Here is a 20,896-nt window from a genome sequence, read left to right as displayed (position 1 = left end):
TGCTCAGCCTCTTTTAACTGTTTTATAAAAAGTTTCTAACATTTCAGGGGGGCTTTTTGAATGAACATTGTCGTAAGTGGAGGAGGAACCGGCGGTCATATTTATCCTGCGCTTGCTTTCATAAAAGAAGTGAAAAAATATGACCCTCATGCCAATTTTTTATATATTGGGACGGAAAATGGACTGGAAAAAGAGATTGTGGCACGGGAAGGGATCCCGTTTAAAGCGATTAAAATTAGCGGTTTTAAACGAAAGCTGTCGTTTGATAATGTTAAAACAGTTTATCGATTTTTCAACAGCTTCGCCATCTGCAAAAAGCTGCTAAAAGAGTTTCAGGCGGATGTTGTAATTGGGACTGGAGGATATGTTTCGGGACCAGTCGTTTATGCAGCCAGCAGACTCGGAATACCGACAATCATCCACGAACAAAACAGCGTGCCTGGTTTGACTAATAAATTTTTAGCAAAATATGTTGATAAAGTCGCCATTTCTTTTGAAAGCTCCAAAAAATTTTTTCCGGAAGAAAAAGTTGTTCTAACAGGAAATCCTCGCGCGCAGGAAGTGATTGGCGGCGATCGGGCAAAAGGTAAATCATCTTTAAATTTAACAGAGAATGTAAAATCCGTGCTCATCTTTGGAGGAAGCCGCGGGGCAAGACCGATTAATGAATCTGTCCTCAGCATCCTTGACGAATTATCGAAAAAGCCGTATCAAATTGTTTATGTCACCGGTGAGGTTCATTACAAGCAAATAATGGAACAAATAGGTGATTGCGGCCGGCTGAAAAATATTATTATCAAACCGTTTATCCACCAAATGCCGGATGTGCTGGCAGCAGTTGATTTAATCGTATCAAGAGCAGGTGCTACGACTTTAGCGGAAATAACAGCGCTTGGTCTTCCAAGCATATTAATTCCAAGCCCGTATGTTACAGCCAATCATCAAGAAGCAAATGCCCGCACACTCAGTGAAAGAAACGCTGCCGTTTTATTGCTTGAACAAAATTTAACAGGGCATCGTTTGTTAACGTTGATCGATCAAATTTTACTGAATCCGGAAACGTTGAAGAGCATGAGCGAAGCTTCTTTTGAACTGGGAGTTCGTGATGCAGCCAAAAGGCTTTATCAAGTCATGAACGAACTTGCCGCTGCTAATAACAAGATTTGAAAATGGGGGGATACATGTGAAGCAGCTGTTGGAAGAGTTAATTCGAGCTGATATAGGAAAAGTGCTTGAGAATGAGCCGTTAAAAAAACATACAACGATGAAAGTCGGCGGACCGGCAGATGTGTTTGTCGAGCCAAAAAGCATTGAAGGCTTAATGAAAACAATGGAAATCATCAAAAAGCATCATGCAGATTGGCGCGTAATAGGGAGAGGATCCAATTTACTTGTTTTAGATGAAGGAATTGCCGGGGTCGTAATTAAATTAGGGAACGGCATCAGCCATTTAACCATTCAAGATGAGGAGATCACAGTAGGGGGAGGCTATTCATTAGTCAGCCTGTCAACATTGATCAGCCGAAAAGGATTGTCTGGTTTAGAATTTGCCAGCGGCATTCCCGGATCTGTAGGCGGTGCGGTCTATATGAATGCGGGTGCGCACGGCTCGGATATTTCAAATGTTCTCAAAAAGGCGCATATTTTGTTTGCAGATGGGACATTAGAATGGCTTTCCAATGAAGAAATGGAATTTTCATACCGCAGCTCCATCTTGCAAAAAAAGCGCCCGGGAATATGTTTAGAAGCGGTATTTCAATTAAAAAAAGGAGATAGAGACAGCATCGTATCCACGATGCAAAAAAATAAAGAATATCGCCGTGAAACACAACCTTGGAACCACCCTTGCGCAGGAAGCATTTTCCGAAACCCCCTTCCTCATTATGCTGGTCAGCTCATTGAAAAAGCCGGCTTAAAAGGCTACAAAATCGGAGGCGCAAAAATATCGGAGATGCACGGGAATTTTATTGTCAATGAAGACAATGCAACAGCTTCAGATGTTCTGGCCCTCATCGATTTTGTAAAAAAGACGATTTACGAGCAATTCCAAATCAAAATGGAAACGGAAGTTGAAATTGTTGGAAGGAATAAATAGGAAAAATCTTTCTCCCTTTCAGCTTGTACATTGTGTTATAATATTTCAACAAGATTTTTTTAAAACGGCATGCTATTGCCGTTTTTTCACCTTTAAACATTTTTTGCTCCTTTTGGACAAGCTTATATATTAAACCTGGATTCAATGAATCTAGGATGGGGTGAACATAGACTTGGAAAAAGAAAAAATCGTTTCAATCGAGGATCGGATACCGAAGCTCAAGCAGCAGCGCAAACAAAAGGCAAATAGGAGATTTATACTATTTATTCTCACCTTCTCCTTGCTTATTTTATTAATTATTTATTTAGAAACGCCGTTAAGCAAAGTGAAAAACGTAGAAGTGAGCGGAAATGTCAATGTTCCCAGCGATGAAATCATTTCGCTTTCCGGTATCGATCAACAGACGAATTTTTGGAGTGTTAATAAAGAAAAAACGATCAAAGCCTTGAAAAAACATAAAGAAGTGAAAGGTGCGAACATAGTCAAAATTTTCCCTCACACCATTCGGATTGAAATTGAAGAAATGAAACGAGTAGCCTACGTGTCCAATGGATCATCCTTTTACCCGGTTTTGGAAAACGGGGAAACTTTAGATGGACAAAAAAGCGTAAAAGTGCCTGATGCTCCGATCTTATTCGGTTTTGACGATGCTGAATTTGCTCATCTCATGACTGAACAATTGACAAACCTTCCGCATTCCATTTCCAATTCCATTTCTGAGGTTCACTATACGCCGGAAAAAATGGATCCGTACATAATTACATTATTTATGAACAACGGCTATGAAGTGAGAGCTTCTATGAAAACTTTTGCTGAAAAAATGCGTTCATATCCAATGATTGTAAAAGAACTCAACCCGAAAGTAAAAGGGATTATCCACTTAGAAGTCGGTTCTTATTTTGAGCCTTACAGCAAGAAAGGATCACAGAAGAATAAAGGGGACAAAGCCGATGAGGAAAGCTAATGCCAGCCATGTCATGTTATTTTTTATTATGCTCGTCGTCGGTTTCTTAATTTCATATTCTTTTCAATGGACAAAAGAAAGAAAAGATTTGAATGTATCACCAGAACAGTGGGAAAAAGAATATGAAACAAGAAAGCTGCTGATCAATCAAGAAGAAACAAACCGGAAGCTCCAGGAGGAGCTTTTTCAAAAACAAAAAAAAGTTACAGAAATTGAAGAGCAATTGAAAAAAGAGAAAGAGCTTTATTATAACTTAGTTGAAGATGTTGAAAAATTGAGGATGTTTGTAGGAGAGGTAGGGGTTGTCGGCGAAGGGATTGAAGTGACGCTCGAAGACTCTTCTTATGTTCCAGAAGGGGAAAATGTGAACAATTATATTGTTCATGAAAGCCACATCTTTAAAGTTGTGAATGAATTGCTCATTTCAGGTGCGACCGCTGTAGCGATCAACGGACAAAGAATATTCCATCATTCTTATATCATCTGTAACGGCCCCGTCGTAACGGTAGATGGAAACCAATTTCCCGCTCCATTTGTTATTTCTGCCATCGGAGATGCTGAGGTATTGACGCAGGCGCTAAACATTGCAGGAGGCGTTTTGGATCAGCTTGCCTATGAAAATATTGTTGTAAAGGTGGAAAAGAAAAAAGAAATTAAAATGGGGCCCTATTTGTCAAATGAACTGGATGATTAGCGGAAACCCTAGCTAACCTAGCTCTAGAAAAAAGAAAGGTGATGGACGATTGATTAAACCAAAATGGAAATTTGCCTTTACATTTTCCATCATTACAACAATTTTTGGGTTTATGCTTGGCGTGCAATATCGATCCATAGAAGAACCGGACGAGCGTGATACGAGGGATATGTGGGAGCTCCGTGAAGATTTAAAAAGAGAACAGAAGCTTCAAGTGGAATTGTTAGAAGAAATCCGCAAATATGACCAAATGCAAAGGGAAATGGAAAAAAACGAAAGTCCTGAAAAAGCGTTGAAAGATACTTTAGAAGAGCTGAAGGCGAAAGCGGGTTTAACCGAAGTAAAAGGTGAGGGTGTCGTTCTCACAGTTGAGCCTTTGTTTGACAGCAACCTGCTCGGAAAACCTATTCAGCCGATTTCGCCAGAGCTTTTAAAGCGTCTGATCAATGAAGTGAACTCTTATGAAGCAAAAGAAATTTCAATAAACGGATACAGAGTTGTCAACACAACCGTTATCCGCGATATTAACGGAATAACGAAAATTGACGGAAACAGTCTGAACACTTACCCGATTGAAATCAAAATTTTATCAAACGACGCTGAAAAACTTTACAGTAAAATAAATGGATCTGCATTGAAAGACGATTTTGCGATTGATAATTTGAAATTGACCGTATCTGCACCGCAGAAACAGCTAATTATACCGCCTTATGAAAAATCGATCCGCATTCAAAATATGGCACCTCTTAAAGATGAAAAGGAAGGGAATTAGTTATGTGGCTCCCGGTTATCGGAATTCTTTTAGGTATCGTCTTAGGTCTGTACAGCAACATTCAAATTCCAGATGAATATTCCAACTATTTATCAATAGCCATACTTGCTGCGCTTGATACTCTGTTCGGGGGATTCCGGGCATACTTGCAAAATTCTTATGATGAGCTTGTGTTTGTTTCCGGATTCTTTTTTAATATACTTTTAGCTGCAAGTTTAGCTTTTCTCGGCGTTCATCTTGGTGTAGACTTGTATTTAGTAGCAATGTTTGCTTTTGGAGTTCGGCTTTTCCAAAATATAGCGGTTATTCGCAGAATTTTAATCGCAAAATGGAACAGCGGCAGAAATACGAACAAAAAAAAATCCAACTTTTAAAAGGGAAAATAGATCAAGTGTTGAATTTACACATATACAAATTGAAACAAATATGTAACGTTCGTTTCATTGTATTGTTCTATTGGACGTAATAGAATAGTAGTATTGGATAAGGAGGTGCCAAAAGCATTGAACAGCAATGAAATATTTGTCAGTCTTGACATCGGTACATCCAATGTAAAAGTAATCATTGGCGAAATGATGGATGAATCGTTAAACGTTATTGGTGTTGGTAATGTGAAATCAAAAGGCTTAAAAAAAGGATCAATTGTTGATATAGATGAAACCGTTCATTCTATTAAAAAGGCTGTGGAACAAGCGGAAAGAATGATCGGCATGCCCCTCCATAAAGTTGTTGTCGGTGTGAGCGGCTCTCATGTAAAACTTCAAGATTGTCAAGGAGTAGTGGCAGTTTCAAGTGAAAACCGAGAAATTCAAAATGAAGATGTAAGGCGTGTCATTGAAGCTGCACAAGTTTTATCCATTCCCCCAGATCGGGAAATTATAGATTGCATTCCGAAGCAGTTTATTGTAGACGGTCTTGACGGGATACATGATCCAAGGGGAATGTTGGGAGTAAGGCTGGAAATGGAAGGACTGCTCATCACCGGATCAAAAACTATTCTACATAATTTACTGCGCTGCGTTGAACGTGCAGGCCTTGAAATTACGGATATTGCACTTCAGCCTCTCGCATGTGGTTCAGTTGCTTTATCCAAAGACGAAAAAAATTTAGGCGTAGCTCTTATCGATATTGGCGGGGGATCCACTACCATTGCAGTTTTTGAAAACGGAGAGTTAAAAACAACTTCCGTTCTACCGGTTGGGGGAGAACACATTACCAACGATTTATCAATTGGTCTTAGAACTTCCACAGAAAATGCTGAAAAAATTAAAATTAAACATGGACATGCCTTTTATGATCATGCATCTGAAGACGAGGTGTTTGATGTTCCGATTATAGGCAGCGATAAAATGCAAAAATTCAATCAACTTCAAATAGCTGATATTATTGAGGCTAGAATGGAGGAAATTTTTCTTCTTGTAGCTCAAGAAATTGCAAAACTGGGCTTCAGGGAATTGCCCGGAGGTTTCGTGTTAACTGGCGGAAGTGCAAACATTCCTGGTGTGCTTGAACTTGCTCAAACTGTACTCGCCCACAATGTTCGGATTGCTAGCCCCGACTACATAGGTGTTAGAAATCCTCAATACATGACAGGTGTCGGTCTCATCCAGTTTGCCTACAAAAATGCAAAAATTCAAGGGAGACGGATTGGATCGAAGGTGGAGGTGGAACAGATTAAGCAAACTGTTCCGAGTGAAGCGAATGAAGTGACTTTAAAGCAAAAAACGAAGCGTCAAAATGAAGAAAAAATGAGCAGAGTGAAGAAATTTTTTGGGTACTTTTTCGAATAAATTTCGTCAATAGAGCATTGATGGATTAGGGAGGATTTTGCATGTTGGAGTTCGATACGAATATTGACGGCTTTGCAACAATTAAAGTTATTGGAGTAGGAGGCGGCGGAAATAATGCCGTCAACCGGATGATTGAACATGGTGTGCAAGGTGTAGAGTTCATTGCTGTCAACACTGATGCACAAGCATTAAACCTTTCAAAAGCAGAAACAAAAATGCAAATTGGCGCAAAATTGACAAGGGGCCTTGGTGCAGGAGCAAATCCAGAGGTCGGAAAAAAAGCTGCTGAAGAAAACAAGGAACAAATTGAAGAAGCTGTAAAAGGTGCAGACATGGTGTTTGTAACGGCTGGAATGGGAGGAGGCACCGGAACTGGTGCAGCACCTGTCATTGCGCAAATTGCCAAAGATTTAGGAGCACTGACGGTCGGCGTTGTCACGAGGCCGTTCACGTTTGAAGGAAGAAAACGCGCTATGCAGGCGGCTGGTGGAATTGCAGCCATGAAAGAAGCCGTGGACACTCTTATTGTGATTCCGAATGACAGACTTCTTGAAATTGTTGATAAAAATACGCCGATGCTTGAAGCTTTCCGTGAAGCGGATAACGTTCTTCGTCAAGGAGTGCAAGGTATTTCTGATTTAATTGCTGTGCCGGGACTCATCAATCTAGACTTTGCGGACGTGAAAACGATTATGTCGAACAAAGGTTCTGCATTGATGGGAATCGGAGTAGCAACGGGAGAGAACAGAGCGGCTGAAGCTGCCAAAAAAGCAATCTCAAGTCCGCTTCTTGAAACTTCAATTGACGGGGCGCAAGGAGTATTGATGAACATTACCGGCGGAACAAATTTAAGCCTATATGAGGTTCAAGAAGCAGCCGATATTGTTGCATCAGCCTCGGACCAAGATGTCAACATGATCTTTGGATCTGTTATTAATGAAGATTTGAAGGATGAAATTATTGTAACAGTGATTGCAACTGGATTTAGAGAAACTGAAATAAATCCTAGCAAGCAAGAAGCGAGACCATTTGCTCCTAATAAGAAGCCAAATGTTGCAACTAAGCGTGAAGTGAAAAAGGAAGAGCCGACTCACGACATTACGAGCCGTGCATTGCAGCAGGCAGAAGATACGCTTGACATCCCGACATTTTTAAGAAACAGAAAACGCCGCTAAAAAAAGCATGGGTGACAATAGACGTCATCCATGCTTTTTTCTTAAAGCTCATCAAGCGGGCAAAATGGAAGGTTTTTAATATTTGCATGCGTGAAACAGTTTAAATATTGGACTGGAACATAAATATTTGCAGGATTCAGAGATTCCTATTAGGCATGATTTGTTCAAAAATCGCATTACGGCGGAATGAATCAAAACATTATGTAAAAATAGATAAACAGATTTGAACGCGTTCCCGAAAATAGCAAAACGAATGAATCAAAACTTTATGAAAAAATACGACATGCCATTTGAAAAAAATGCGGATCCTTGCTGAAAATTTAATGCCATGTATATGGTAAGTTCTAATATTTTTTGTGGAATATAAATTGCAGATATATACGCGAAAGGACCTGGCTTTTTAGCCAGGCTTTTTCCTCGTTCTGAAAAAGTATAAACATTTGCGCAGCTTTTTTAAGAAAAGATCTCCTGTAATTTCCCCATCGTCGCTTAACGAAAGTGTTTACAACTTCAGCAATTTAGCTTTCTTCCTCTAAAAGGCTTGTACCGTTTTTTTCTTTAACCATTTTTCCATTCGACGAAAACATTAGGAATCCGTCAAAAATTGTATGCTGTACTCGCCACTATTTGACACAATTTGGAATGAATAGCGTTTATACTACCTATTAATAGCAAGTCAGAAGCCTAAAAAATTGAATGGTGGGAGAGGAAGAGGCGGTTGACCATTTATTTGGATGCTATTTGGCTGATGAATTTTTGCTTTGATATCATGCTCCTTTTTCTTACAGCAATCATCTTAAAGAGAAACATTGTATGGAAAAAAATAATGATTGCTTCGCTCATCGGCTCCGCTATTGTGATATTGCTTTTTTCGCCTTTCGCACAGCTGGCGAGCCGTCCGGAATCAAAACTAATCCTCTCATGTGTGATGGTTCTTTATGCTTTTGGCTTTAAGAAGTTTCGCTACTTTATAGAAAATTTATTGACTTTCTATTTTGTCACTTTTGCAGTTGGGGGAGGTATGCTTGGCACTTATTATTTTTTTCAAGTAGGCTTTTCATTTCAAAATAACATGATTTTAACAAATGGAAATGGCTTCGGAAATCCTGTCAGCTGGTTATTTATCGTGGTCGGCTTTCCGATTATTTGGTATTTTTCCCGCTTGCGGCTTGAACAGGTTGAAGCAAAAAAAATCCACTATGATCAAATTGTCGATGTTTCGATCACGATGATGGAGAAAAAAGTAATAGTAAAAGGATTGATTGATAGCGGCAATCAATTGTATGATCCCATCACTAAGAAGCCAGTCATGATTGCCGAAGCGGAAAAATTAATGACCGTGTTTCCTGAAAGTATGCACCAAGTCATTTCTAATCGAAATCCTATGGAGGCTGTGACAGCCATAGAACAGAAAGAATGGATCGGCAGGCTGAAAATTATTCCGTATCGGTCTGTTGGCCAGGATCTTCAGTTATTATTAGCCGTAATAGCAGACGAAGTGGTGATTCATACAAAAGAAGAATCATTAATGCTGTCCCGCCCGCTTATTGGACTAAATCATTCGCGGCTTTCAAGCGAAGACGATTATCAATGCATTATTCATCCAAAAATGATCCAGACGGGTAAACAAAAAGATGCTTCTTAGCCTTTATTCATAGCATACTCATAAACCAATTTGTTTAGAAGGGGGAACAACATGAAAAAAATTAAGCTTTATCTCACGTATATATGGTACAAGTTTTTAACAAAATTAGGGATCAAAACAGATGAAATTTATTATATCGGCGGAAGCGAAGCGCTGCCGCCTCCGCTTTCGAAGGAAGAGGAAGAAATACTGTTAAAAAAACTTCCGAGCGGCGATAAGGCTGCCCGTTCGATTTTGATTGAACGAAATTTGCGCCTTGTCGTGTATATTGCCCGAAAATTTGAAAACACCGGCATCAATATTGAAGATTTGATCAGCATTGGGACGATCGGGCTAATTAAAGCAGTCAACACCTTTAATCCCGAAAAAAAGATCAAGCTTGCGACATATGCATCTAGATGTATAGAAAATGAAATATTAATGTATTTGCGCAGAAATAATAAGACAAGATCTGAAGTTTCTTTTGATGAACCGTTGAACATTGATTGGGATGGAAATGAACTGCTTCTTTCGGATGTTCTCGGAACAGAAGACGATATTATTACAAAGGATTTGGAGGCTAATGTTGACCGAAAGCTATTAATGCGGGCGCTGCAGCAATTAAATGAACGAGAAAAACAAATAATGGAGCTTAGGTTTGGATTGCATGGCGGAGAAGAAAAAACGCAAAAAGATGTGGCTGACATGCTCGGGATTTCTCAATCTTACATATCAAGATTGGAAAAAAGAATTATTAAGCGTCTTCGAAAAGAATTTAATAAAATGGTGTAATTTTTGCTTGCTAGTCGCATGTATAGCGAAAAATCAACAGCGTGTTCACTCTGAAAAGCTTGTGCATATTTTTCCCCTTCAGGGAGATACTTAACTTAAGACAGCAAGAACTCCTGTAAGGGGGAAACGAAATGACAAGAAATAAAGTTGAAATTTGCGGTGTTGATACTTCGAAGCTTCCTGTTTTAAAAAATGAAGAAATGCGAGAATTATTTAAACAAATGCAAAGCGGTGATTTATCAGCCAGAGAAAAGCTTGTCAACGGAAATTTGCGACTCGTTTTAAGCGTCATCCAAAGATTTAATAACAGAGGCGAGTTTGTCGATGATCTTTTTCAAGTAGGATGTATTGGGTTGATGAAATCTATAGATAATTTTGATCTGAGCCAAAACGTAAAATTTTCTACTTATGCTGTACCGATGATCATCGGTGAAATTCGTCGATATTTGCGAGACAACAATCCGATACGTGTTTCAAGATCATTGCGTGATATTGCCTATAAAGCTTTGCAGGTGCGTGAAAAACTCATGAGCGAAACGTCACGTGAGCCGAAGGCAGAAGAAATTGCTAAAGAGCTGAATGTGCCGCATGAAGAAATCGTTTTTGCTTTAGACGCCATTCAAGATCCAGTTTCATTATTTGAACCGATTTATAACGACGGCGGTGATCCGATCTTTGTCATGGATCAGTTAAGCGACGAGCGAAACCGCGATTCCAAGTGGATTGAAGAAATTGTTCTAAAAGAGGGGATCAGACGATTGAATGATCGGGAGAAGCTGATATTGAAAAAAAGGTTTTTTCAAGGCAAAACACAAATGGAGGTAGCAGAAGAAATCGGCATTTCCCAAGCTCAAGTTTCTCGGCTTGAAAAAGCTGCCATTAAACAAATGACCAAAAATATTCAATAATCATTGGGCCACATTCTTTTGAATGTGGCCCTTTATCATCATTCAAAAAAAAACTCATATACTGATTGTAAAAATACTTGAGGGGAGAAGCCGGCATGATCCATATTTCCGATTTGCAAATAAAAGATGTTGTGAATGTCCATGACGGAAAAAAATTAGGAAGCATTGAAGACGTTGACATCGACTTAAAAACTGGTAAAATTCAAGCGATCATGATCACTAGTCAAGGGAAGGTTTTAGGTTTTTTTGGAAAAGGGGAAGAAATTGTCATTCCTTGGAGGAACATCGTAAAAATCGGAAAAGATGTTATTTTAGTAAGAGTTTCGAAAAATGTTGAAACAGAATAAGAATCGCACGAATTTTGGTTAAATGTTGGCTTAAAGATATGTTAAAATAAAAATAAGAGAATTGTCGAAGAGGAATGGTACAATGAAACATGAACCGTTTCAATTAACAGATGAATCTTTTTTCTCCATACCTGCTTGGGCGAAGCTTCATTCTCAGATTACAGCAGGTTTTACGACGAGAAAAGGAGGATTTTCCAAGAATGGTTTTGCTTCATTAAATTTAGGTCTTCATGTGAATGATGAAAAGGAAACGGTGATCAAAAATCGAAAAATCATTGGGGACAAAATTCGTTTTGATCTACCAAACTGGGTATGTGCCGATCAAGTCCATGACAAACAAATTGTCAAGGTAGTAAATAAACATAAAGGATCAGGGGTTTTTACATATCGTCAATGCATCACTCAAACGGACGGCCTATACACATCGGAAAAAAATATATTACTTTCCCTTTTTTTTGCTGATTGTGTTCCGATTTTCTTTTTTTCTCCAAAAGACTCACTGATTGGCATCGCACATGCGGGCTGGAGAGGGACTGCGAAAAATATAGCAGGTGAAATGATCGACAGTTGGGTTTTGCACGAAGGTGTGCAAGCTCAAAATATATTTGCAGCCATAGGTCCTTCAATCGGCGAATGCTGTTATGTCGTCAATGACGATGTGATCGATGCGATCAAACCTCTTTTTGACAATGAGACGACATTTTATAAACAGCTTGAGAACGGCCTTTATTCTATTCATCTTGCAGAAATCAACAAAAGATTGTTAATGAAAAAAGGAGTGCCGGAACATCAAATCCTATTGACCTCATATTGTACAAGCTGCGATCAAGATTTGTTTTTTTCCCATCGAAGAGATCAAGGGAAAACAGGACGAATGATGGGATTTATCGGTTTGAAGGAGGGATACTAAGCCTTGTCAGTGAAAGAAAATTTAGCACGAATCCAACAGGAAATCGAACAAGCATGCAAAAAATCAAATCGAAAAATAGATGATATCCAAATTATTGCAGTGACGAAATATGTAACGGTAGAACGGGCTATAGAGGCGATAAATTCAGGCATTTTACACTTAGGCGAAAACAGGGATGACGGTTTTTTATCGAAATATAACAGCATTGGGTCAAAAGCTGTCTGGCATTTCATCGGCACACTTCAAACTCGAAAAGTGAAAAATATTATAGACAAGGTGGATTATATTCATTCGTTGGATAGAATATCGCTAGCAAACGAAATTGAAAAAAGAGCAGATCGAACGATCAAATGCTTTGTGCAAGTAAATACATCTGGCGAACAGTCAAAGCATGGTGTGGCTCCTGAACAATGCATTGATTTTATTCAACAGTTGAAGGAGTATCGCCATATCGAAGTTGTCGGATTAATGACAATGGCTCCATTTACAGACGATGAAGATGAAATCAGAAGATGCTTCCGAAGTTTAAAGCAATTGCAGGAACAAGTGAAAGCACTAAATATAGCGAATGCACCATGTACAGAGCTATCAATGGGGATGTCCAACGACTACAAAATCGCGGTTGAAGAAGGGGCTACTTATCTTCGCATCGGCTCCTCGCTAGTAGGTACATAAAACGAAACTGGAGGTAAATCAGATGAGCTTAAAGAATAAATTTAAAAGCTTTTTTGCTCTCGATGATGAAGATTATGAGATTGAAGATATGGAAGCTCCTGAAGAGAAACACCAACATGAACCGATTATGTTCAATCACAACAGCAGCGTTGAAAAAAATGCCGCTTTCGGAAAACAAAATGTTGTAAGTTTGCAAAGCGCCCAAAAATCCACTAAAGTAATATTATGTGAGCCAAGAACGTATTCAGAGGCGCAAGAAATTGCTGATCATCTGAAAAACCGCCGTTCATGCATTGTCAATTTGCAGCGGATCGGGCATGATCAGGCAAAAAGAATTGTTGATTTTTTAAGCGGCACTGTTTATGCGATTGGCGGAGACATCCAGCGTGTTGGAACAAACATATTTTTATGTACCCCAGATAACGTAGATGTCGCCGGCTCCATTTCCGATTTCATGGCAGATGATGAAAATAAAAGGTGGTAGAAATGATTGATGGGGACAATATATAACGTATTAAGTTTTTTGCTCGATATTTATTCCTATGCGATTATCATTTATATTTTGATGTCTTGGTTTCCGAATGCTAGGGAAACGTCCATTGGACAATTTTTAGCGGCTATATGTGAGCCTTATTTAGAACCGTTTAGAAGAATCATTCCTCCATTAGGGATGATTGATGTATCTCCTATTGTTGCATTGATTGCCCTGCATTTTGCAGATTATGGGCTGTATGCTCTTTTTAGTATGATTTCATAAAATTCATTCGCCGATTGACATTCGAATTGTTTTGTATGCCAATCGGCTCTTTTCATATCATAATTGGAGTTGTCTCTTATGGAGAGTGTTTATCAACATTTTCGCAAAGAAGAAAGGGAGTTCATTGACAAAGTCTTTGGATGGAAACAAATTGTGACTGAGCAATATCGGCCAAAATTGACCGATTTTTTAGATCCGCGGGAACAGAAAATCATTAAGACATTGATCGGTGAAAATCCGGATGTTCACGTGCAATTTTTCGGAGGCTATAAAAATGCTGAAAGAAAGCGGGCTTTTTTTTACCCTGACTATATTCAACCGACATTAGATGATTTTTCAATGTTCGCATTTGAAATCATGTTCCCGAAAAAATTCGTGACATTATCACATCGCGAAGTGCTTGGATCGCTTATGTCGCTCGGTTTAAAACGGAGCAAGTTCGGCGACATTATCATTCATGATGAAACGGTGCAAGTCATGGTTGCGCAAGAAATTGCCAATTTCCTGCAGCTGAACTGGAATAAAATTGGAAAGATTTCCGTTCGTTTGAAACAGATTCCATTCGAAGATGTGTTTTCTCATGAAGAAGAAATGGATATTTCTTTGATCACCGTTTCTTCGCTTCGGCTCGATGCTGTTTTAGCAAATGTTTATCACCAATCTCGGCAAAAAATAAAATCGCTTATTGAAAATAGTCTCGTCAAAGTCAATTGGAAAATTGTTGAGGATGCTCATTTTGAAATTGCGGAAGATGATGTGTTATCTGTCCGAGGATTCGGAAGAAGCAAAGTTTTGGCAATTGAAGGGAAAACAAGAAAAGATAAGTGGCGCATTAAGATCGGAATACAAAAATAATATTACAAATGGAAAGATTTTTGCCCATTCTGTCGAAAAATCGTTTATAATTGGATTAGTGTTTTGCGAAAAACATACATATGGAGGTGGAATTTGTGCCTTTAACCCCGCTGGATATTCATAACAAGGAATTTACAAAAGGCTTTCGCGGCTATGATGAAGATGAAGTAAATGAGTTTTTAGATCAAGTGATTAAAGATTATGAAATGGTCATCCGCGAAAAGAAAGAATTGGAATTAAAGGTGAAGGAATTAACCGAGAAGCTGAATCACTTTACAAATATAGAAGAAACGTTAAATAAATCGATTTTAGTTGCGCAGGAAGCTGCGGAAGATGTGAAAAGAAACGCTCAAAAGGAAGCGAAGCTGATCATTAAAGAAGCGGAAAAAAATGCTGACAGAATCATCAATGAAGCACTTGCTAAATCGCATAAAATTGCAATGGAAATCGAAGAGATGAAAAAGCAGTCAAAAGTATTCCGCACCCGTTTTCAAATGCTCATCGAAGCACAGCTTGATCTGCTAAAAAATGATGATTGGGATCACTTAATGGAATACAATGTCGAGCCAATCTTAGGAGAAGAAGCGGAAGAACCGAAAGTATAACTTGACTTTTTTGTTCGTGATTTCATATAATACGAAAATAAAACGGAATATGACAAAACAATGAGAGGGACAGTAGTCCTTTCAAGCCCTTTATGACAGCGAACCGGGGACGGTGGAAGCCCGGGTAAAGGCGAAAGGATGAACATCACCCTTGAGTCCATAGCTGAAACATGCTAGTAGGCTGTGGCGGCCAAGTCCGTTATGTTTATGAGTGGATGTGCATGATTTGTGCGCATCTAAAAGGGTGGTACCGCGAGATTCCTCCTCGTCCCTTAGGGATGAGGAGTTTTTTTTATTTTAGTGAACAAATATTATGTGGAGGAATGGGAATGGATTATAAAGAGACGTTACGAATGCCGAAAACAGACTTTCCAATGAGAGGGAACCTTCCGAAAAAAGAACCTGAGATCCAGAAAAAATGGGAAGAGATGGATATTTATGAAAAAGTGCAGGAGCGCACGAAAGGACGGCCTCTTTTCATATTGCATGATGGTCCGCCGTTCGCAAACGGGGATATTCATATGGGGCATGCCTTAAACAAAATTTTAAAAGACATTATTGTCCGTTATAAATCCATGAGCGGATATTGCGCACCGTATGTTCCTGGATGGGATACGCACGGTCTGCCAATTGAAACAGCACTTTTGAAGAAACAAAAAATCAATCGAAAAGAGATGGATGTCGCGCAGTTTCGAAAACATTGCGAGCAATATGCATGGGAGCAAATTGAGCGCCAGCGCGTGCAATTTAAACGCCTTGGAATTCGAGGCGACTGGAAAAATCCATATGTCACCTTGAAACCAGAATATGAAGCCCAGCAAATTCGCGTCTTTGGAGAAATGGCGAAAAAGGGATATATTTATAAAGGCTTGAAGCCGGTTTATTGGTCTCCATCGAGCGAATCTGCCTTGGCAGAGGCGGAAATTGAATATTATGACAAACGCTCGCCTTCTATTTATGTTGCATTTGAAATAAAGGACGGAAAAAATATATTAACAGATGGAGAAAAAATCGTCATTTGGACGACTACTCCGTGGACTATCCCTGCAAACTTAGGAATTGCTGTTCATCCTGATTTGGAATATTCTGTAGTGAAGGTTGGAGCTGACAAGTTTGTGATCGCATCTGCTCTGCTCGAAGAAGTGGCAAAAGAGCTGGACTGGACAGAATATGAAGTAGTGAAATCGTTTAAAGGCAAAGAGCTGGAATATGTGGTTGCGAAACACCCGTTCTATGACCGCGATTCATTAGTGATCCTTGGCGAACATGTAACGACCGACGCTGGTACAGGATGCGTCCATACAGCGCCAGGCCATGGGGAAGACGATTTTGTCGTCGGACAAAAATATAACCTAGGCGTATTATGTCCTGTCGACGAAAGAGGGTACATGACAGAAGAAGCTCCAGGGTTCGAAGGATTGTTTTATGATGACGCAAATAAAAAAATAACGGAAAAATTAGAAGAAGTAGGGGCATTGCTAAAGCTTTCATTTATTACACACTCCTATCCACATGACTGGCGGACAAAGAAACCAACGATTTTCAGAGCAACAGCGCAATGGTTTGCGTCCATTAAAGATTTTCGAGATGAATTGCTGCAAGCAATTAAAGAAACGAAATGGATCCCTAATTGGGGAGAAATTCGCATTCATAACATGATCCGCGATCGAAGCGATTGGTGTATTTCCCGTCAGCGGGCATGGGGCGTGCCAATTCCAGTGTTTTATGGTGAAAATGGGGAGCCGATCATAACAGATGAAACGATTGAACATGTGGCAAAACTGTTCCGCGAGCACGGCTCGAACGTTTGGTTTGAACGCGAAGCAAAAGACCTGCTTCCAGAAGGATTTACACACCCTTCAAGCCCGAACGGCATTTTTACAAAAGAAACAGACATTATGGACGTTTGGTTCGATTCAGGCTCTTCTCATCAAGCAGTTTTAGTTGAACGGGAAGATTTGCAGCGTCCTGCTGATCTTTATTTAGAAGGCTCTGACCAATATCGCGGCTGGTTTAATTCATCGCTGTCTACAGCAGTTGCTGTCACCGGAAAAGCTCCATATAAAGGCGTTTTAAGCCATGGATTTGCGCTGGACGGCGAAGGACGGAAAATGAGCAAATCGCTAGGAAATGTTGTTGTTCCTGCCAAAGTGACGGAACAGTTTGGAGCAGATATTCTTCGTCTATGGGTAGCATCAGTTGATTATCAATCGGACGTTCGCGTCTCTGATGCAATCTTAAAACAAGTATCTGAAGTATATCGGAAAATTCGCAACACGTACCGTTTCTTGTTAGGAAATTTGTTTGATTTTGATCCAAATCAGCATCGTGTTTCTGTAGAAAAATTAAGAGAAGTGGATCGCTATATTCTCATTAAACTGAATAAACTAATTGCCAAAGTGCGAAAAGCATATGAAGAATATGATTTTGCATCCATCTATCATGACGTTCACAATTTCTGTACGATTGAGCTAAGCTCATTTTATCTTGATTTTGCAAAAGACATTCTGTATATTGAGGCTGCTGACAGCCATAATCGACGCTCTATCCAAACGGTTTTATATGAAGCGCTTCTTGCTCTTGTAAAGCTGATGACACCGATTTTGCCGCATACAACAGAAGAAGTATGGGGACATATTGAATCAGTTGAAGAAAAGAGCGTACAGCTTGTCGATATGCCGGAAGCTGTAGAGATTGAAGGCAGCAAAGAGATTGAAGCGAAATGGGATCAGTTTATGTCAGTTCGAGATGATGTATTAAAGGCCCTGGAAATCGCCCGAAATGAAAAAGTGATCGGCAAATCGTTAAATGCTGCTCTCATCCTTTATCCGAACGAAGAAATAAAAGAATTGTTCAATTCAATACAAGAGGACTTAAAACAGCTGTTTATTGTTTCCCAGTTAGAAATTGCCGGTGATTACAAAGATGCTCCAGAAGAAGCGCAAACATTTGATAGCATCAAAATAATTGTGAAGCAAGCGGATGGTGAGACTTGTGAAAGATGTTGGGTTGTTTCAACAGATATAGGCACAGATCATGACCATCCGACATTGTGCAAAAGATGTGCAAGCATTGTGAAAGATCACTACAGCCATTTAGCATAGTTTTATCAGCTCCCTGTGCAAACAGGGAGTTTTTTCATTTAGCAATGCTTCCTCATAAAGAAGTGTCATAAAAAGAACGATCTTTCATTGAAATCCGTCATAGTCAATTGAAAAAGTTTGTTCGGATGCTTTTTCAAAAATGAATACTTTGCTCAAAATTGAAAGAAGAATTCAGCTTTTTAGCTTTTAAAGTGTGAATCATTTCCAAGCCGCTATTTACGTGTGTGGAAAAACTTGAATGTGATAGGAGGCAGTGCGGCGGTTACAATATAAATACAAAACAGACGAGGGGGTTTTAATAATGAATCCGCTCGATCAAATCAAAGACGAATTAACGTTAATGAAGGACGAACTTAATGCGCGGCTCGCCAAAAGTCAATTGGATGACCCGATTTTTATCCGGGATGTAAAAAATGAGCTCAACGATGTTGAGCTTGCATTGGAAAAAATGGAATATGGACTTTATGGCATATGTGAAGAAACATTGCAAAAATTGCCGCTCGAACAATTGGCACAAATTCCGACAGCCAGAACGATTCATGATTTTCTCAATATGAAATCATATTTAAAAAAAACACTAGAATATCATTAAGAAGTGAAGTGAACAAGCTTCACTTTTTTGCTTGTTCCCCTTCTTTACTGTTTGTCAAAAAATGTGCTAAAATTTGATGGAAACTTGCCAGTGAGTGGAGGAACGCAGTGTGCTTAAATATTTGATTGCATTATTTGTCATCGCTCTCGACCAATGGACAAAATGGCTGATCGTAAAAAATATGGAAATTGGCGAAAGCATTGAAATTATCAACGGATTTTTATACATAACGTCTCACCGCAATAAAGGAGCGGCTTGGGGAATATTGCAAAACCAGATGGTGTTCTTTTATGTGATTACCATTATTGTTGTCGTAGCGATTATTTATTATATGCAAAAATATGCGAAACAAAATGCAATGCTGGGGGTTGCTCTCAGCTTAATGCTTGGCGGAGCGATTGGGAATTTTATTGACCGCCTTTTCCGCAAAGAGGTGGTGGACTTTATCCATACATATATTTTCGGTTATAATTTTCCAATTTTTAATATTGCCGATTCATCTTTAACAATCGGTGTTATTTTACTTTTCATATATTTTCTATTTTTTGAAGAAAAGAAGCAAAAGGAGTAGAAAATGGAGCAATTTACTTTTGTTGTGACGGAAAAAGAGGAAAATGAACGAATAGATAAATTTTTGGCCAATAAAGATGAGAATTGGTCAAGAACGTTGGTCCAAAATTGGATCAAGGACGGGGTTGTTTCAGTAAATGAAAAATCGGTGAAGGCCAATTACAAGTGCCAAATTGGTGATGTCATCACTGTATCTGTTCCAGAACCGGAAGAGCTGGATGTCAAGCCTGAGCCGATGGAGCTTGATATATACTATGAGGATGAAGATGTCATCGTTGTCAATAAACCGCGTGGGATGGTCGTCCATCCAGCGCCGGGACACACTTCAGGAACACTTGTGAACGGTCTTTTATATCATTGTAAAGATTTGTCCGGAATTAACGGAGTCCTTCGTCCGGGAATTGTTCACCGGATTGATAAAGATACTTCAGGTTTATTAATGGTTGCCAAAAATGATTACGCTCATGAATCATTAGCAAATCAATTAATGGAAAAGAGGGTTGAAAGGAGATATAAGGCGATTGTACACGGGGTAATTCCGCACGATCATGCCACAATTGATGCTCCGATCGGCAGGGATCCAAAGGATCGGCAAAAAATGACGGTAACAAAAACAAACAGTAAAGAAGCTGTCACCCATTTTCATGTGCTGGAACGATTTTCGGATTATACATATATTGAATGTCGGCTGGAAACTGGAAGAACGCATCAAATCCGCGTGCATATGAAATATATCGGTTTTCCGCTAGCCGGCGATCCAAAATATGGACCGAAAAAAACACTTCCGATTCATGGACAGGCTCTTCATGCAGGCGTACTTGGTTTTGAGCATCCAAGAACAAAAGAGTTTTTGAAGTTTGAAGCATCGCTCCCGGAAGAATTCGAAAAGATTTTGCAAATGTTAAGAAATGATCGTTGACATTTACGAGCTGCTCTGTCATAATACGTTTAGACAATACAGCATCCTTTAACTGCAGTCCCGTGAGGCTGAGAAGGAATCGTATGGCAATAGGTGAGCTATGCACAAAACCTCTCATCCTCAGGATGAGAGGTTTTTTTAACCGAAATTTGAGGTGATGAGCATGCCGGAAAAAGCGGTTGTTTTAGATGAGCAGGCGATCAGAAGGGCGCTAACTAGAATAGCCCACGAAATTATCGAACACAATAAAGGTATAGATAATTGTGTTTTGGTCGGAATCAAGACAAGGGGAATTTATCTAGCCAAACGTCTTGCAAAAAGAATAGAGGACATTGAAGGAAAAGAGATACCTGTCGGCAACCTTGACATTACTTTTTACCGGGATGATTTAACACAAAAAACAGAAAGCGGTGAACCGCTCGTTAAAGGTTCAGATATCCCGATCGATATTAACAATCGAAAAGTCATTTTAGTAGACGATGTCCTTTACACGGGAAGAACGGTACGGGCAGCGATGGATGCCATTGTTGACTACGGCAGGCCAGCGCAAATCCAGCTAGCTGTACTTGTTGACCGCGGCCATCGCGAACTGCCGATCCGAGCGGATTATGTCGGGAAAAACATACCTACTTCAAAATCAGAAAAAATTGTTGTACAGCTTTTGGAAGTAGATGAAAAAGAAAAAGTATCCATTTATGAAAATGAATAGATGTCCCTTTTAATAGCAGTCCCGTGAGGCTGCAAAGGG

At 39.4% G+C, this 20,896-nt stretch carries 23 protein-coding genes and 1 other annotated feature; all 23 genes read left to right on the top strand.

The window, feature by feature from the left end; all coding sequences use genetic code 11:
- Positions 1–60: 60 nt before the first annotated feature.
- The 23 genes from murG to pyrR all read left to right on the top strand — a co-directional run bounded on the left by murG (position 61) and on the right by pyrR (position 20,857).
- Positions 61–1,167, top strand: coding sequence for an undecaprenyldiphospho-muramoylpentapeptide beta-N-acetylglucosaminyltransferase (murG, locus tag ACVIJU_RS12405; protein ID WP_063388495.1), 1,107 nt, complete (start codon positions 61–63; stop codon positions 1,165–1,167).
- A gap of 16 nt (positions 1,168–1,183) precedes the next feature.
- Positions 1,184–2,095 carry a UDP-N-acetylmuramate dehydrogenase gene (gene murB / locus ACVIJU_RS12400; protein WP_063388494.1) on the top strand — a complete coding sequence of 304 codons (912 nt, stop codon included), beginning with the start codon at positions 1,184–1,186 and terminating at the stop codon, positions 2,093–2,095.
- 172 nt (positions 2,096–2,267) lie between these two features.
- Positions 2,268–3,059: a cell division protein FtsQ/DivIB gene (locus ACVIJU_RS12395; protein WP_063388493.1), complete on the top strand. Its 792-nt coding sequence runs from the start codon at positions 2,268–2,270 to the stop codon at positions 3,057–3,059.
- On the top strand, positions 3,046–3,753 hold the full coding sequence (locus ACVIJU_RS12390; RefSeq protein WP_063388492.1) for a DUF881 domain-containing protein: 708 nt from the start codon (positions 3,046–3,048) through the stop codon (positions 3,751–3,753). The genes ACVIJU_RS12395 and ACVIJU_RS12390 overlap by 14 nt, the downstream gene beginning before the upstream one ends.
- Positions 3,754–3,802: 49 nt before the next feature.
- Entirely contained in the window at positions 3,803–4,525 is a 723-nt protein-coding gene (locus ACVIJU_RS12385; RefSeq protein WP_232515562.1) for a DUF881 domain-containing protein, read from the top strand.
- A 2-nt stretch (positions 4,526–4,527) separates the two neighbouring features.
- Positions 4,528–4,899: a small basic family protein gene (locus ACVIJU_RS12380; protein ID WP_311066249.1), complete on the top strand. Its 372-nt coding sequence runs from the start codon at positions 4,528–4,530 to the stop codon at positions 4,897–4,899.
- A gap of 129 nt (positions 4,900–5,028) precedes the next feature.
- Positions 5,029–6,315, top strand: a complete 1,287-nt coding sequence (ftsA, locus tag ACVIJU_RS12375) for a cell division protein FtsA (protein ID WP_063388490.1) — start codon at positions 5,029–5,031, stop codon at positions 6,313–6,315.
- Between the two features lie 41 nt (positions 6,316–6,356).
- A complete protein-coding gene (ftsZ, locus tag ACVIJU_RS12370) occupies positions 6,357–7,490 on the top strand; it encodes a cell division protein FtsZ (protein WP_327856265.1) in 1,134 nt (377 codons plus the stop codon).
- Between the two features lie 718 nt (positions 7,491–8,208).
- Complete coding sequence (gene spoIIGA / locus ACVIJU_RS12365; RefSeq protein WP_327856266.1) at positions 8,209–9,135, top strand: sigma-E processing peptidase SpoIIGA; 927 nt, start codon at positions 8,209–8,211, stop codon at positions 9,133–9,135.
- Positions 9,136–9,186: 51 nt separating this feature from the next.
- Entirely contained in the window at positions 9,187–9,906 is a 720-nt protein-coding gene (gene sigE / locus ACVIJU_RS12360) for an RNA polymerase sporulation sigma factor SigE (RefSeq protein ID WP_063388487.1), read from the top strand.
- A 131-nt stretch (positions 9,907–10,037) separates the two neighbouring features.
- Complete coding sequence (gene sigG, locus ACVIJU_RS12355; protein WP_063388486.1) at positions 10,038–10,814, top strand: RNA polymerase sporulation sigma factor SigG; 777 nt, start codon at positions 10,038–10,040, stop codon at positions 10,812–10,814.
- A 95-nt stretch (positions 10,815–10,909) separates the two neighbouring features.
- Positions 10,910–11,161 (top strand): YlmC/YmxH family sporulation protein, encoded by a 252-nt coding sequence (locus tag ACVIJU_RS12350; protein ID WP_063388485.1) that lies wholly within the window; start codon positions 10,910–10,912, stop codon positions 11,159–11,161.
- A gap of 82 nt (positions 11,162–11,243) precedes the next feature.
- A complete protein-coding gene (gene pgeF, locus ACVIJU_RS12345) occupies positions 11,244–12,071 on the top strand; it encodes a peptidoglycan editing factor PgeF (RefSeq protein ID WP_063388484.1) in 828 nt (275 codons plus the stop codon).
- A gap of 3 nt (positions 12,072–12,074) precedes the next feature.
- The gene (locus tag ACVIJU_RS12340; RefSeq protein WP_456687652.1) at positions 12,075–12,746 is read left to right on the top strand and encodes a YggS family pyridoxal phosphate-dependent enzyme; all 672 of its coding nucleotides are present in this window, start codon (positions 12,075–12,077) and stop codon (positions 12,744–12,746) included.
- A gap of 22 nt (positions 12,747–12,768) precedes the next feature.
- A complete protein-coding gene (locus tag ACVIJU_RS12335; RefSeq protein WP_063388482.1) occupies positions 12,769–13,230 on the top strand; it encodes a cell division protein SepF in 462 nt (153 codons plus the stop codon).
- Positions 13,231–13,239: 9 nt separating this feature from the next.
- Complete coding sequence (locus ACVIJU_RS12330; RefSeq protein WP_340857074.1) at positions 13,240–13,503, top strand: YggT family protein; 264 nt, start codon at positions 13,240–13,242, stop codon at positions 13,501–13,503.
- A gap of 78 nt (positions 13,504–13,581) precedes the next feature.
- On the top strand, positions 13,582–14,358 hold the full coding sequence (locus tag ACVIJU_RS12325; RefSeq protein ID WP_063388480.1) for a YlmH family RNA-binding protein: 777 nt from the start codon (positions 13,582–13,584) through the stop codon (positions 14,356–14,358).
- 95 nt (positions 14,359–14,453) lie between these two features.
- Positions 14,454–14,963 (top strand): DivIVA domain-containing protein, encoded by a 510-nt coding sequence (locus tag ACVIJU_RS12320; RefSeq protein WP_063388479.1) that lies wholly within the window; start codon positions 14,454–14,456, stop codon positions 14,961–14,963.
- 51 nt (positions 14,964–15,014) lie between these two features.
- Positions 15,015–15,239: a binding site (T-box leader), on the top strand.
- Positions 15,240–15,292: 53 nt separating this feature from the next.
- Positions 15,293–18,067, top strand: a complete 2,775-nt coding sequence (ileS, locus tag ACVIJU_RS12315; RefSeq protein WP_456687651.1) for an isoleucine--tRNA ligase — start codon at positions 15,293–15,295, stop codon at positions 18,065–18,067.
- A 253-nt stretch (positions 18,068–18,320) separates the two neighbouring features.
- Entirely contained in the window at positions 18,321–18,659 is a 339-nt protein-coding gene (locus tag ACVIJU_RS12310; protein WP_232515561.1) for a TraR/DksA C4-type zinc finger protein, read from the top strand.
- A gap of 109 nt (positions 18,660–18,768) precedes the next feature.
- Positions 18,769–19,230: a signal peptidase II gene (lspA, locus tag ACVIJU_RS12305; protein WP_094246084.1), complete on the top strand. Its 462-nt coding sequence runs from the start codon at positions 18,769–18,771 to the stop codon at positions 19,228–19,230.
- A gap of 3 nt (positions 19,231–19,233) precedes the next feature.
- The gene (locus tag ACVIJU_RS12300; protein WP_063388475.1) at positions 19,234–20,148 is read left to right on the top strand and encodes an RluA family pseudouridine synthase; all 915 of its coding nucleotides are present in this window, start codon (positions 19,234–19,236) and stop codon (positions 20,146–20,148) included.
- Between the two features lie 163 nt (positions 20,149–20,311).
- The gene (gene pyrR, locus ACVIJU_RS12295) at positions 20,312–20,857 is read left to right on the top strand and encodes a bifunctional pyr operon transcriptional regulator/uracil phosphoribosyltransferase PyrR (protein WP_063388474.1); all 546 of its coding nucleotides are present in this window, start codon (positions 20,312–20,314) and stop codon (positions 20,855–20,857) included.
- The last annotated feature ends 39 nt before the right edge of the window (positions 20,858–20,896 follow it).

The sequence above is a fragment of the Aeribacillus sp. SP014 genome (assembly GCF_054055575.1).
The sequence above is the reverse complement of the archived record's forward strand: the minus strand, read 5'-3'. Positions and strand labels throughout refer to the sequence as shown.